Raw genomic sequence first — 13,971 nt, 5'->3', positions numbered from 1 at the left:
GGGCAGGGCAGGAGCTGGGGTCGGCGCATCGCGGCAGTACATCGGGCACGACGATCCCACGGGCGAAGACGTTCCGGGGAGCCGGGATGGGCGCGCATCCTTACCACCCATCCCGCGTCAGAACTGATCGCGTCGAAGGTGTACGTAAGTCCGCTCGCCGTGCGCATCCGTCATGTCGATGGTGATGCTGTCCCAGTCCTCCGCGGGCTCCTCCGGCACCTCGCCCGTCAGGTATCCGGCCGTCGTCAGCAGTTCCTGGGTCACCTGTACGCCCGTCAGGCGCTCGGCCAGTGCGAAGACCGCCGCTTTGCTGTCGACGTCGGGAGCTTGGTCACCTGTGGGATTGAGACCGACCTCCCTCATCACGGCGCTCAGCTCGTCCGGCGTGCTGCCGGTTCTGACCGAGGGCCACTCGAAGGAGGTACGCAATTCCCCGTTCTCGTGCCAGTGGAAGAAGTGCATGGGCTTCCCCCCGTTACTCGAATGAGAGACAGCACAGGTCCCCGCGGAGAGGGCTTCCATGAAGTGAGGCGACCCCAGATCGCCGCCGAACACCAGAGCGAGGGTCCACTCCCCTCCCTCGCCCCGAACGGTGCATGCTCCCGCAAGGATGGACTCGGCCCAGTCATCGGATCCGTGGATGAGCTCCTGGTGCTGCTCGATCAGGTTGTCGAGCCCATCACACACACCCCGCGGCTCGACCCCCGCCAAGCTGAGCAGCTCCGCAGGCGAGACTCCCCGCACCAGCGTCAGGGTGTACCCGACCTCCAGCGCGTACCTGAACGGCGAGGACGAGGAACGTATCCAGCCGTAATCGGCTGCGGCGGCTGACGTCATGCAGCGCATCCTGCCAGCGGCCACTGACACCGGGGGGCGCCGCCGCGGCCTACTCAGGAGCGCTTTACTGATAGCTGGAGCCACCTGGATGCGGCGTGACCTCCGCCGTGCTTCATCCCGCCATCCCACCACGCACCGCTGACATCACAGTCGGTCAGCCCTGCACGGAAAGCCGGCCGGAACAGCAACTCGCCAGGTCGGCCAACCGCCCCCACCTTTGGTGCCGGTCAAACCGACCGACCGCAGGTTGACCATCTCCTCGTCGCTTCCGTCCTCATCGCTCACTTCGCCGGACGTCCCGGTCGCGGACCGCGGCGGGCTTGGTGAACAGGCCTGCTCAACGGCGTCCTTGACCGCTCACGCAGCTCACCCGCAGCCGGCACCAGGATGAGAACCAGGGTGTAGCGCCACACCAGACGTTCTCTGAGCGGTCCGCAGGTCGCGCAGTTCCGGCAGGCGGCGCAGGTGTCGACGTGCCAGGTGATCTCCTCGCGCAGCCGCGTACTCAAATCCTGCCCGTCCCGGTCGAGGGCCCGGTCGATGACGGCGTCCAGTTCGGCGCACTCCCGGACACGGTGGCCTGGCGCGACCGCCCCTTGGCCGACAGCGAGTCCCGTGTCCGGTCGCCGTCCTCTGTCCGCTGGTGGGCGGAGTCGCGGTTATCAACTCCTGCCGCTAGGTTGCCTCTTGAGCGATTATCGGCTGATCTGGAGGACATCCCGTGACCGAGACCCCCGCCGCGTCGAGCGAGGTGCGCAGGAGAATCAAGACCGACCAGCCGCACACGGCCCGGATCTGGAACTACTGGCTGGGTGGCAAGGACAACTACGAGGTGGACCGGGAAGCCGGGGACCAGATACGCAAGCTGCACCCCGGCATCGGCGACTACGCCCGCGCCGACCGGCTGTTCCTCGGGCGCGCCGTACGGCACCTCGCGGGCGAGCGCGGGATACGGCAGTTCCTCGACATCGGCACCGGCCTGCCCACCGCCGACAACACACACGAGGTCGCTCAGCGCGTGGCACCGGAGTCGCGCATCGTCTACGTCGACAACGACCCGCTGGTGCTCGCGCACGCCCGCGCCCTGCTGACCAGCGCGCCGGAAGGGCGTACGGACTACCTCGACGAGGATCTGCGCAACGTGGACGCGATCCTGGAGCAGGCGGCCCGGACGTTGGACTTCACTGAACCCGTGGCGCTGGTGCTGCTCGGCGTCGTCATCTTCATCGAGGACGACGAGGAGTCGTACGGCATCGTGCGGCGCCTCATGGACGCGCTGCCCCAGGGAAGCCACCTCGTCCTCTCGCACACCATCACGCGGCCGGACATGCCCGATGTCGACGCCGCGGTGGCGTTCTGGAACGAGCACGGCACGCCGAAGTTGACGCAGCGCACCCCCGCCGCCGTCGCCGAGTTCTTCGGCGGGCTGGAACTCCTCGAACCCGGCGTGGTCTCCTGCAACCGGTGGCGTCCGGACGGCGCAGGCGACTCCGATCTGCCTGATGAGGTGGCCATGTTCGGTGGCGTGGGACGCAAGGCCTGATCACCTTCTGCCCGCGCCCGAGCACTCCGGCAAAGCGTTCGCCCGGCACTCCTGCGCGGCCTACCTCACCCAAGCACCGCCTCAGCGGTCAACGCCACACAGCGAACGCGAGAGGGAGCCTGCACCGTACCGCTGAAGCGCCCGTGCGCGGGCAAGCGGCTGCCCCTGCTGCACCACACCCGGCACGTCACGGTGCTCGACCGCCAGGCGGTCCTCGTCACGCGCACATCTGGTCCAGCGGGGGGCCGAGCGGGCGCTTCCCGTACGCATGAGGAACGTCCTCATCGGCCCATCGTGGCGCGTATCGTCACCGGCGGCTCGTCGGTGACGATACGTATGTTGAGGTGCTTCACGGGCCGGTGACGACGATCTCGCGCTTGAGGATCTTTCCGGTGGGGCCTTTGGGAAGCTCGTCGGTGAACGTGACGATCCGCGGGTACTTGTAGGCCGCCACCCGCTCCCTGACGTGGTCGCGGATCTCCTCGGCCGTGGCGTCGGCGCCGGGCCGCAGCGTGATCACCGCGGCGACCTCCTCACCGTGAACTGCGTCCGGCACGCCGACAACCGCGGCTTCGGCGACGGCCGGGTGCTCGTACAACACCTCCTCGATCTCACGCGGGTAGACGTTGTAGCCGCCGCGGATGATCAGGTCCTTCTTGCGGTCGACGATGAAGTAGAAGCCGTCCTCGTCGACACGGGCCAGATCGCCGCTGTGGAACCACCCGTCGCGGATCGCCTCGGCCGTCGCCTCCGGACGGTTCCAGTAGCCCGTCATCACGTTCTCGCCGCGAATCGCGATCTCGCCGACTTCGCCCGGCGGCACTGGGCCGCCGTCCTCGGCGACGAGCTTCATCTCCGCCCCACGGATGGGCACTCCGATCGAGCCCGCCTTGCGCGGGCGGCCCGGGTGATTGAAGGCGGCGACTGGGGACGTCTCGGAGAGTCCGTAACCCTCCAGCACCGTGGCGCCGAAGCGCCGCTCGAAGCCGTGCAGCACCTCGACGGGGAGCGCGGAGCCCCCCGAGACCGCCAGGCGCAGCCGGGCGGCGTCGAAGCCTTCGGGGAACTCGGCGTGCAGGAGCGCGGCGTACATCGTCGGCACGCCGAGGAAGACGGTGACGCCGTCCCGGGCCATGATCTCCAGGGCCCGCCGCGGCTCGAACCTCGGCAGCAGGGTCAGCGTGGCGCCCGCGGCGACGGCGGTGTTGAGCGCGCAGGTCTGGCCGAACGCGTGGAAGAGCGGGAGGCCACCGAAGAGCACGTCGTCGGGGCCGACTTGAAGGAGTGTCCCTGCTGTGGTGGCCGTGTTGGTCGTCAGGTTGAAGTGCGACAGTTCGGCGCCCTTCGGCGTCCCGGTGGTGCCCGAGGTGTAGAGGATCAGGGCGGGGTCGTCGCCTGACCGGTCGACGATGCCCGGCATGGGTTCACAGGCCGGCAGCATGTCCTCAAAGGTCCCGGGCTCGGTCAAGAGGCATACGGTCCCGGTCTCGGCGCAGGCCTTCGCGACCTCGTCCGCGAACAGCGGGGACGCCAGTGCGATCCGCGCCCCGCAGTCGCGCAGGGTGAAGGCCACCTCGCGTGCCTTCAAGAGCGGGTTCATCGGCACCACCACGCCGCCGGCCCGCAGGACGGCGTAGTAGAGCACCGGGAAGAGCGGGACGTTCGGCATGGTCAGCGCGACGCGGTCGCCGGGCCTGAGCCCCCGGGCGCTCAGGAGTGCGGCGACACGGGCGCTGGCCTCGTTCAGCTGAGCGTACGTCAGCGTGGTGCCGTCGTGGCGCACGGCGATGTGGTCGCCCCTGGAGGCGGCGGAGTCCACCAGGAACGTGGCGAGGTTGGTCATGTAGGCAGTCTCCTTGGTTTTGTTCGGGCGCCCCGCGCAGTGCCGGGCACAGCCGTGACCGCCGCCTGGGAGTGCCGCGTCGTGAGCGGACTGCGGGGACGGACGACGTCGCGCGGCGCGACTCCGTGGCGGCCTGCGTCGGAGCCGCGGCCGTCCCTGGCGTCCAGCCACAGGCGCAGCAGGTGGCGCTTGAGCCCGGGCGGTTCGAAGTCCTCGAACTCCGAGCGGGCGTGCATGATCGCGTGGTTGTTGAGCAGCAGCATGTCGCCGGGCTCGAGGTCGACGTCGAGACGGAACTCCGCGGAGCCCGCCAGCTCGTCGATGAGGTCGAACAGCTCCAGGTCCGCTGGTTCCAGCCGGGGCACCTCGGGGAAGCGCTGCGCGGACTCCAGGTAGGAGCGGTGGTAGCGGAGGCTCGGCCACCCTGCGGATCGAGTGGCGAGCGGGGCGGTGAGGTACGGAGGCTCGCCGAGGGCATGCTCCTCGCGCCGGTCGAAGTAGTGCGTACGGCAAAGGCGTTCCGCCAGATCCGGGCGGATCTCCAGTACCGCATGGTGCACCGCCGCCGAGCTGACCAGCGAGGTGCGGCCGCCGGAGCGGGCCGTCCTGAGGCACAGCAGCGCGAGCAGATCCGCGGCGTCGGTGTGGAAGGGCAGCGCTGCCCGCGTCTGGTACCCGCGCGTTGCCGGATCGGCCATGGTGCGGCCGGTGTCCCTGACGTGGCCGAGCAGGTGCCCGTCCGCGTTCTGCGAGACGGGCCGTCCCAGGTACTGGCCCAGGCCCCAGAAGACCGCGCTCGCGGCCGCCTCGCTCAGCCGGTCGACCTGGATGCCCCTGATGAGCACGAACCCGTGTCCGTGCTCCAGTACGTCGCCGATCCGCTGCAGCCGGCCGGCGAGGGTCGGCAGCGGAAAATCTGCGGCGGTCAGCTTCAGCAGGGTGGCACCGCGCCGGCGTGCCGTGGACAGCGCCTCGGCGAGTTCGGCTTGCTGCCGGGGGGACAGACGCAGGAGCCACTCCTCGGTTCCTCTCAGGTCCGCGCCCCGCCATCCCGCCGGGCCCTCCCGGGACTCGCGCGACACGTCACCCGCTCCCGTCCTGCCGGTCATGTCCACCTCCGTATCGCCCAGCCGCGCCGGTCCCGGACCCGCCGCCGCGGGGGTCCGGGGCTGTTCAGCGGGTGTCATGCTAGGTCGCGCCGCGCCCCCATGCTTGACCTCAGGTGACTCCGGATTTAGCTTTTCGGGACACACGCACGGCGGGAGCAACGCCCATGAAGCCTCTTGTCCGCACCGCGGCGTTGAGCGGCTATGTCGAGCTGAGCCGTTCGCTCGGCATCGACCCGCAGGCCCTGATGAAGCGGGTGGGGCTGGACACCGCGGATCTCGCGGTCCAGGACCGGTGGATCTCCGGCGCGGCCACGGCACATCTTCTGGAGCTCTCGGCAGCCGCCTCGCATCACGAGGACTTCGGCCTGCTCCTGGCGGAGCGCCGCCGCTTCTCCAATCTGGGCCCGATCAGCCTGGTCGTCCGCGAGGAGCCCGACGTGCGCAGCGCGCTCGGGGTGCTGTTGCGGCACGAGCACATGTACAACGAGGCCCTGCACACCCGGCTGTCCGAAGGAAACGGCCTGGCCACGCTCAAGGTGGACGTGCGACTCGGTGAGGCGATGCGGGCCCGGCAGGCCACCGAACTGGCGGTGGGCGCCTACCTCCGGGTACTCCGCGGATTCCTCGAGCCCCGGTGGCAGCCCCTGTCCGTGTGGTTCACCCACGCCGCCCCGGCGGACTCCGGTACCCACCGACGCCTGTTCGGCCTCGGAGTGGAGTTCGACCGCGAGTTCGACGGCATCGTCTTCTACGCCGGCGATCTCGACGCTCCCAACGCGATGGCGGACCCGCAGCTGCGGACCTACGCCCGACAGTACTTCGAAGCCATCGCGGTCCCCCGCGACACGTCCGAGCCGGACCGGGTGCGCGAACTGATCGAAGCCCTGCTGCCCACCGGGCGCTGCTCCGTCGACCAGGTCGCGCGCAGTCTGGGTGTCGACCGCCGCACCGTGCACCGGCATCTGGCCTCGTCGGGCGAGACGTTCTCCTCGCTGCTCGACACCACACGTGCACGACTCGCCGAGCAGTTCGTGGCCAATCCGCGCCGCTCCCTGACGGAGATCTCCGATCTGCTCGGCTTCTCCTCACTCAGCGCGTTCTCACGCTGGTTCCGCGGGCACTTCGGATGCAGCGCGCGGGAGTGGCGCAACCGGAGGAGCTCCCGACAGGGCTGACGCCGCCGGGCACGAGATCCGCCGGTCGGCATATGCCGACCGGCATGGCGGGCTCACACCCATGTCCCCAAATGACAAGTCAACCGTCACGAGGGGTCAAACGTCCGCCCACGCTCGGCCCTACCTTGGCAGCACCGCGGAGGCGGTCGGCCTCCGGAGGGCCGTGCAACTCCCCCTGGAGCACGCTCCCTCCGGACCAGCCGATCGTACGGGGGCCGAGTGGGCCCGGTGTCCCTCCGCTGCCCCGCTCCGATCCTCGCCGGGCGTCCCAGCCCCTCGCGTCGCACTCCGCGATGCCCCAGCGAGTGATCGCCGATCCCACGAAGGAGACGGACCGTGCACTTCCATGACGACTCACTCTTCCCTGAGAACCAGGAAAAGCTGGTGATCCAGGCCGCTCCTTACGGGCCCGAGTGGCTGCCCGGTGACGCCGACGACCTGCCCCTCACCATGGATGAGCACGTGCAGGCAGCCGTCGACTGCCACAACGCGGGCGCCACCGTCCTGCACATCCATGTCCGCGAGCTCGACGGCAAGGGCTCCAAGCGGATGTCCATGTTCAACGAGTTGCTGGGCCGGCTGCGCGAGGCGGTGCCGGACATGGTGCTGCAGATCGGCGGGTCGATCTCCTTCGCCCCCGAGGACGAGGGCAGCGAGGCAAAGTGGCTCAGCTACGACACCCGCCACCTGCTGGCCGACCTCACGCCGGCGCCTGACCAGGTGACCATCGCGATCAACACCAGCCAGATGAACATCGTCGAGATCATGACCGACGACGACCTCGATGGCACCTCGATCGCAAAACCGGAGTACTACAAGGCCTACCGCGACATGGTCGTCGAGGCGGGACCGGACTTCTACCTCGAGCACCTCGAGCGCCTGCGCGCGAGCGGCATCCAGCCCCATTTCCAACTCGCCACGCTGGCCCAGCTCGAGACCGTCGAGCGGCTCATCCGGGCCGGCATTTACACCGGCCCGCTGATCCTCAACTACGTCGCCATCGGCGGCGGTTTCGCGGGCCGGCACCCCGCCGACCTGATCGAATTCGTCCGCCGCACGCCCGACGGCGCCGTCCTCACCATCGAGAGCTCGATGCGTGCCGTCGCACCGATGAACGCGATCGGCATCGCGCTCGGCGCGCACGTGCGTGTCGGCAACGAGGACAACCTCTGGCGCCGCAAGGGCGAGCGCATGACCACCGTCGAGCAGGTCGAGCAGATGGTCCAGATCTCCGAAGCGCTCGGCCGCGACATCGCGACCGGCGCCGAGGCCAAGAAGATCTACAAGCTCGGCGAGTACTACGCGGACGCCGACGAGACCCTGGCCCAGCTCGGCATGGTGCCCAACCGCCGGCCCGGTCGGCGTGGCTTCATGCTGCGCGACGTCTGATCTCGCCGTACCCGCGTCCGCGCGACAACCACACGGCCGCCGGGGCCCTCCCCCGGCACCGGCGGCCCCGTTCTTCCTCTCGCCCCACGAACAACGGAGCACAACCGTGGCGCACGCCATTCGCTTCAAGGAGACCGGCGGTCCCGAGGTCCTGCACTGGGAGGAGGTCGTCGTCGGCGACCCGGGCCCGGGCGAGGTGCGGATCCGGCACGAGGCCGTCGGACTCAACTTCGCCGATACCTACTTCCGCACCGGCCTTTACCCGGCGCCGCTGCCCGCCGGACTCGGCGTCGAGGCCGCGGGGGTCGTCGAGGCGGTCGGCGAGGGCGTGACGCACGTCGCCGAGGGCGACCGCGTCACCTACACCGGCAGCCCGCTCGGCGCGTACAGCACCGAACGCGTCATGCCCGCCGACTCCTTGATCAGACTGCCGGACGGGATCAGCTGCGAGACCGCCGCCGCGATGACCATGCGCGGCCTCACCTCCGCCTACCTGCTGCGCAGGATCCACCCGCTCACGGCCGGTGACACGATTTTGCTGACCGCCGCGGCGGGCGGTGTCGGCCTGATCGTGTGCCAATGGGCGAAGCTCCTCGGCCTCACGGTCATCGGAACGGTCTCCAGCGAGGAGAAGGCAGAGCTGGCCCGCGCCCACGGCTGCGACCACGTCGTCCAGTACCGGCGCGAGGACGTCGCCCAGCGGGTGCGCGAGCTCACCGACGGCGCCGGGGTGCCGGTCGCCTTCGACAGCGTCGGCAAGACGACGTTCGCCGCCTCCCTCGCCTCGCTGCGCCGCCGCGGCCTGCTGGTCTGCTTCGGTACGGCCTCCGGGCCGGTGCCGCCGATCGACGCGATGCAACTGGCCATCGGCGGCTCCCTCTTCGTGACCCGCCCCGCGCTTGCCGACTACATCGCGGACCCTGCGGAGCGCGCCGAGTTGGCGGGCGAGCTGTTCGGCCACGTCGCCGACGGACGTATCCGCATCGAGATCAATCAGCGTTTCGCGCTCGAGGAGGCCGCCGAGGCGCACGGCGCGCTGGAGGCCGGGCGGACCACGGGATCGTCCGTCCTCCTCCCCTGAGCACCACGCGCATCACCACCCTCTCCAGGAGGAAGCACCATGGAACAGATTCTCAGCCCAGTCGAGGGCGCGCCCGCGCTGGTGCGCCCGAACTCCCGCAACTCCCTCAAGGCCGAACCACTGACCTGCGCCATCGGCGCCGAGCTGTTCGGCGTGAACCTCGCCGACGCCTCACGCGACGACGATCTGTTCGCCGAGATCAAGGCCCTGCTGCTGCAGTACAAGGTCCTCTTCCTGCGGGACCAGGACATCACGCGTGCCGAGCACGTCGCCTTCGCGGAGCGCTTCGGCCCGCTGGAGGACCACCCCGTGGCGGGCAGCGACCCCGACCACCCGGGCCTGGTCCGCATCTACAAGGACCTGGACAGCCCCGCCGAGCACTACGAGAACGCCCTGCACACCGACGGCACATGGCGCGAGAACCCGTCCATGGGCGCCGTACTGCGGTGCGTGGAATCGCCCCCGGTGGGCGGCGACACGATCTGGGTCAACATGGCCGAGGCCTACCGCCGGCTGCCCGAGCACATCAGGACGCAGATCGAGGGCCTGCGGGCCCGGCACAGCATCGAGGCCACCTTCGGTGCCGTCATGCCGCAGGAGCGGCGCCACGCGCTCAAGGCCCGGTTCCCCGACGCGGAGCACCCGGTGGTGCGCACCCACCCCGAGACCGGCGAGAAGATCCTCTTCGTCAACAGCTTCGCGACGCACTTCGTCAACTACCACACGCCCGAGCGGGTGCGCTTCGGGCAGGACTTCGCCCCGGGCGCGAGCCTCCTGCTGAACTACCTGGCCGGCCAGGCCGCGGTCCCCGAGTACCAGGTGCGCTGGCGCTGGACGCCGAACAGCGTCGCCATCTGGGACAACCGCTCCACTCAGCACTACGCCGTGCAGGACTACTGGCCCGCCGTCCGCCGGATGGAACGCGCCGGAATCGTCGGCGACAGACCTTTCTGACCTTCCTTCAACAGCGCGTGAGGTGATGACAATGGAGTTGCACACCACTGCGAAGCCCCTTCCGGAGACGGAGACGACGTCCTCGTCCGGATGGCCGGTGTCCCGGCGCTATGCCTGGGTGGTCTTCGCCCTGAGTTTCGGCCTGCTGCTGTCCGACTACATGTCCCGGCAGGTGCTCAACGCCGTCTTCCCGATGCTGAAGGCCGAATGGCTGCTCTCCGACGCGAGATTGGGCTCGCTCAGCGGTGTCGTCGCGCTGGCGGTCGGCCTGCTCACCTTCCCCATGTCGCTGATGGCGGACCGCTGGGGCCGGGTCAGGAGCCTCCTGCTCGCCGCGGTGTTGTGGAGCGTGGCGACCCTGGGGTGCGCCGTGTCGGCGAGCTACGGCCAGATGTTTGTCGGCCGCCTCTTCGTCGGCATCGGTGAGGCCGCGTACGGGAGCGTCGGCATCGCCGTCGTCCTGAGCATCTTCCCGGTCGCCCTGCGAGCCACCCTCTCCGGCGCCTTCATCGCGGGCGGGGCCTTCGGCTCGGTCCTGGGCGTGTCGATCGGCGGCGCCGTGGCCCAACAGTTCGGCTGGCGTTGGGCGTTCGGCGTCATGGGCATCTTCGGCCTCGTGCTGGCCGCGGTCTACGGCGTCGTGGTCACGGAGAAGAGGCTGGCACCACAGGCGAGTTCCACCGTCGCCAAGGCCGACGCCGACGCTCGCGACCGGCTGCGCGCACTCCTGCCGCGGCTGTTCTCCTCCGTCTCGGTGATCAGCGCTTACGTGGGCAGTGGACTCCAGCTGTTCATCGCCGCCGCGCTCATGGCCTGGCTGCCCAGCTACTTCAACCGCTACTACGACATGCCCACCGCGAAGGCGGGCGCGACCGCAGGTGTCTTCGTACTGATCATCGGCATGGGCATGATCGTCGGCGGGATCGCCTCGGACCGGATCAGCCGGGCGTTGCCCATCCGGAAGTGGGCCGTGGCCATCACCTGCAGCATCGGCTCGCTCGTCCTGCTGATGGCGGCGTTCCACCTGCCGACCGGTCCGACGCAGCTGCTGGTCCTGGCAGCCGGGGCCCTGCTCTCGGCCGGGACGGCCGGTCCCGCCGCCGCCATGGTGGCGAATCTGACCCCGGCCTCCATCTCCGCGACGGCCTTCGCCACCCTCACCCTGGCCAACAGCCTGCTCGGGCTCGCCCCCGGGCCCGCGCTCACCGGCGCGCTCGCTGACCGGTGGGGCCTGCTCGGCGCGATGCGGGTCGTCCCGCTCACCGCGCTCGCCGCCACCGCGGCCTTCCTGATCGGCCGCCACTACTACGACCGTGATCTGCGCCGTCTGACCGGGCTCGCCCCGGTGGCGGAGCCGGCGGAAGCGAAGGCGTCCTCATGAGCCGTACGACCGAGCCAGTGGTCGTGATCGTCCCCGGTCTGCGCGACCACGTCGAGGAGCACTGGCAGACCCTGCTGGCGAACCGGCTCACAGAAGCGGGGCGCACGGTCTGTACCGTTCCCCCGCTGACACAGGACCAGCTCAGCCGGGAGGCCCGCGTCGCCGCCCTCGCCAAGGTGATCTCGGAGGTGGACGGGCCGGTCGTGCTGGTCGCCCACAGCGCCGGCGTGATCACCACCGTGCACTGGTCGCAGTGGCACGAGGCCGATGTCAGGGGCGCTCTCCTGGTCACCCCGCCGGACTTCGAGACGCCGCTGCCGGAGGGTTACCCCGCCCGCGAGGTGCTCGACGCCAACGGCTGGCTCCCGGTCCCCCGGTCGCCGCTGCCCTTCCCGAGCATCGTCGCGGCCAGTTCCAACGATCCTCTCGGCACCGTCGAACGGGTCGCCCATCTGGCCCGCGCCTGGTGCGGCCGCCTCGTGGAACTGGGCGCAGTCGGTCACCTCAACCCCGCCTCCGGCCACGGCCCGTGGCCTCGTGCGGAGGAACTCCTCCGCGAACTCGAGCTCGGCTGAGCTCCCTAGTGCAACCCCCGGAAGGCAACGATGAACACCGACACCGACCTGCTGTGGTCTCCCGGTCGCCGCGAGCTGGAGGACTCCAACGTCGCGTGCTTCATGAAGTGGCTGGACGAGGCGCGGGGGCTGCACTTCGCCGACTACGCCGCGCTGTGGCAGTGGAGCTCCACCGACCTGCCCGGCTTCTGGTCGGCGGTGTGGGAGTACTACGGGCTGGACGCGGTCACCGGCTACGACGAGGTGCTGGCCGAGGCGTCGATGCCCGGCGCCAGCTGGTTCCCCGGCGCCCGGCTGAACTTCGCCGAGCGGTGCCTGGCCCAGGCCACCGACGCCCGCCCGGCGCTGGTCAGCCTGGCCGAGGGCGACGCCACGCCCGTCGAGACCTCGTGGGAGGAGCTGCGCCGACAGGTCGCCGACGTCGCGGCGGCCCTGCGCCGCATGGGCGTCGAGCCCGGCGACTGCGTGGCCGGATACCTCCCCAACCTCCCGCAGGCCGTCGTCGCGCTGCTGGCCACCGCCGCCGTCGGCGCCGTGTGGACGGCGTGCTCCCCGGACTTCGGCACTCCGAGCGTCCTCGCCCGGCTCCGGCAGGCACGGCCGGTCGTGCTCGTGGCAGCGGACGGCTACCGCCACGGCGGCAAGGAGTACGACCGGCGCCCCGCGGTCGCGGAGCTCGCCGAGGGGCTGCCCACACTCGGCCACGTCCTCGCTGTCGACCATCTCTTCCCGGCGTCGGCCGAAGCCTGGCCGGCGCCGCCCGGGGTGGACCACCATGTCTGGTCAGCGCTGCCGGCCGCCGAAGAGCCGCTGGAGTTCGCCGACGTGCCCTTCGACCACCCGTTGTGGATCCTCTGGTCATCGGGCACCACCGGACTGCCCAAGGGGATCGTCCAAGGTCACGGCGGCATCGTGGTCGAACTGCTCAAGGCCCTCGGACTTGGTGCCGATCTGCGCCCCGACGACCGCTATCTGTTCATCACGTCCACGAGCTGGATGGTCTGGAACTTCATGGTCGGCGGTCTGCTGCACGGCAGCACGATCGTTCTGTACGACGGCAGCCCGACCTTCCCCGACGTGAACGGGGCCTGGCGGATCGCCGAACGGACCGGCGCCACCATGGTCGGCCTGGGCGCGGCCTACCTCGCCGCCGTCGAGAAGTCCGGCACCCACCCCGCGGCCGCCTTCGACCTCAGTCGGCTGCGCTCCATCCTGCAGACCGGCTCGGCCCTGCCCCCCAGCACCTGGCGCTGGGTCCACGACCGACTCGCCCCCGGCGTCTGGCTGCAGTCGATCTGCGGTGGCACCGATGTCTGTTCCGTCCTCGCGGGCGGTTCCGCACTGCTGCCGGTACGGGTGGGCCGCATCCCAGGCCCGGCGCTCGGCGTCGCACTCGCCGCCTGGGATGCGTCCGGGCAGCCCCTGACCGGGGCGCAGGGCGAGATGGTGGTCACCGCGCCCCTGCCGTCCATGCCGCTCCACTTCGTCGGCGACCCCGACGGCACCCGCTACCGGGCGGGCTACTTCGACACCTACTCCGGTGTCTGGCGACACGGCGACTGGGTCACCATCGACGCCGACCTGTCGGTCGTCGTCGCCGGCCGCTCGGACTCCACGCTCAACCGCATGGGCGTGCGCATGGGCTCCGCCGACATCTACGCCGTCGTCGAACAGCTCCCCGAAGTCACCGACAGTCTCGTCCTGGGCGTGGAGCAACCCGACGGTGGCTACTTCATGCCGCTGTTCGTCGTGACGACGGAGGACGCCACGCTCGACGAGGGTCTGCGCCAACGCATCGTCACCGCCATCAGGCACCACTTGTCGCCGCGGCACGTGCCCGATGTCATCGTCCCGATCTCCGCCGTCCCGCGCACGCTGACCGGCAAGAAGCTCGAGGTACCGGTCAAGCGCATCCTGCAGGGTGCCCGGGTCGCCGATGTCAGCAGCGAAGGAGCCGTCACCCACCCACAGATGCTCTCCTGGTTCGCCGACTTCGCAGGCCGTACGACGCCGGGTCGGTGAGCGGATCCAGGTGCCGGCACGCTCGCGTCACGCCGACGAGGCCGATGCCCAGCCGCTCGCCG

11 protein-coding genes are annotated in these 13,971 nt (G+C 70.2%); 8 read left to right on the top strand and 3 right to left on the bottom strand.

Features of this window, described 5'->3' with window-relative positions:
* Window positions 1-117: 117 nt before the first annotated feature.
* Window positions 118-837, bottom strand: a complete 720-nt coding sequence (locus AB5J53_RS47575) for a DUF6461 domain-containing protein (RefSeq protein ID WP_369251895.1) — start codon at window positions 835-837, stop codon at window positions 118-120.
* A 721-nt stretch (window positions 838-1,558) separates the two neighbouring features.
* Between AB5J53_RS47575 and AB5J53_RS47570 the strand changes: the two genes are divergently transcribed.
* Window positions 1,559-2,380: an SAM-dependent methyltransferase gene (locus tag AB5J53_RS47570; protein ID WP_369251893.1), complete on the top strand. Its 822-nt coding sequence runs from the start codon at window positions 1,559-1,561 to the stop codon at window positions 2,378-2,380.
* Window positions 2,381-2,729: 349 nt separating this feature from the next.
* On the opposite strand, the gene AB5J53_RS47565 is transcribed toward AB5J53_RS47570, so the two are convergent.
* Both AB5J53_RS47565 and AB5J53_RS47560 read right to left on the bottom strand, forming a co-directional pair.
* Window positions 2,730-4,223 (bottom strand): long-chain fatty acid--CoA ligase, encoded by a 1,494-nt coding sequence (locus tag AB5J53_RS47565; RefSeq protein WP_369251891.1) that lies wholly within the window; start codon window positions 4,221-4,223, stop codon window positions 2,730-2,732.
* Window positions 4,220-5,332, bottom strand: coding sequence for a TauD/TfdA family dioxygenase (locus tag AB5J53_RS47560; protein ID WP_369251889.1), 1,113 nt, complete (start codon window positions 5,330-5,332; stop codon window positions 4,220-4,222). Before AB5J53_RS47560 ends, AB5J53_RS47565 begins: the two co-directional genes overlap by 4 nt.
* A 164-nt stretch (window positions 5,333-5,496) precedes the next feature.
* Between AB5J53_RS47560 and AB5J53_RS47555 the strand changes: the two genes are divergently transcribed.
* The 7 genes from AB5J53_RS47555 to AB5J53_RS47525 all read left to right on the top strand — a co-directional run bounded on the left by AB5J53_RS47555 (window position 5,497) and on the right by AB5J53_RS47525 (window position 13,909).
* Entirely contained in the window at window positions 5,497-6,507 is a 1,011-nt protein-coding gene (locus tag AB5J53_RS47555; RefSeq protein WP_369251887.1) for an AraC family transcriptional regulator ligand-binding domain-containing protein, read from the top strand.
* Window positions 6,508-6,843: 336 nt separating this feature from the next.
* Window positions 6,844-7,896: a 3-keto-5-aminohexanoate cleavage protein gene (locus tag AB5J53_RS47550; RefSeq protein WP_369251885.1), complete on the top strand. Its 1,053-nt coding sequence runs from the start codon at window positions 6,844-6,846 to the stop codon at window positions 7,894-7,896.
* Window positions 7,897-8,002: 106 nt separating this feature from the next.
* Window positions 8,003-8,977 (top strand): quinone oxidoreductase, encoded by a 975-nt coding sequence (locus tag AB5J53_RS47545; RefSeq protein ID WP_369251883.1) that lies wholly within the window; start codon window positions 8,003-8,005, stop codon window positions 8,975-8,977.
* A gap of 39 nt (window positions 8,978-9,016) precedes the next feature.
* A complete protein-coding gene (locus AB5J53_RS47540) occupies window positions 9,017-9,931 on the top strand; it encodes a TauD/TfdA dioxygenase family protein (protein WP_369251881.1) in 915 nt (304 codons plus the stop codon).
* 31 nt (window positions 9,932-9,962) lie between these two features.
* Window positions 9,963-11,312 carry an MFS transporter gene (locus tag AB5J53_RS47535; protein ID WP_369251879.1) on the top strand — a complete coding sequence of 450 codons (1,350 nt, stop codon included), beginning with the start codon at window positions 9,963-9,965 and terminating at the stop codon, window positions 11,310-11,312.
* On the top strand, window positions 11,309-11,887 hold the full coding sequence (locus tag AB5J53_RS47530; protein WP_369251877.1) for an RBBP9/YdeN family alpha/beta hydrolase: 579 nt from the start codon (window positions 11,309-11,311) through the stop codon (window positions 11,885-11,887). The genes AB5J53_RS47535 and AB5J53_RS47530 overlap by 4 nt, the downstream gene beginning before the upstream one ends.
* Window positions 11,888-11,917: 30 nt before the next feature.
* Window positions 11,918-13,909 carry an acetoacetate--CoA ligase gene (locus tag AB5J53_RS47525; protein ID WP_369251875.1) on the top strand — a complete coding sequence of 664 codons (1,992 nt, stop codon included), beginning with the start codon at window positions 11,918-11,920 and terminating at the stop codon, window positions 13,907-13,909.
* Window positions 13,910-13,971 lie beyond the last annotated feature (62 nt).

This window comes from Streptomyces sp. R41, assembly GCF_041053055.1.
Lineage (GTDB): Bacteria > Actinomycetota > Actinomycetes > Streptomycetales > Streptomycetaceae > Streptomyces.
The sequence above is the reverse complement of the archived record's forward strand: the minus strand, read 5'-3'. Positions and strand labels throughout refer to the sequence as shown.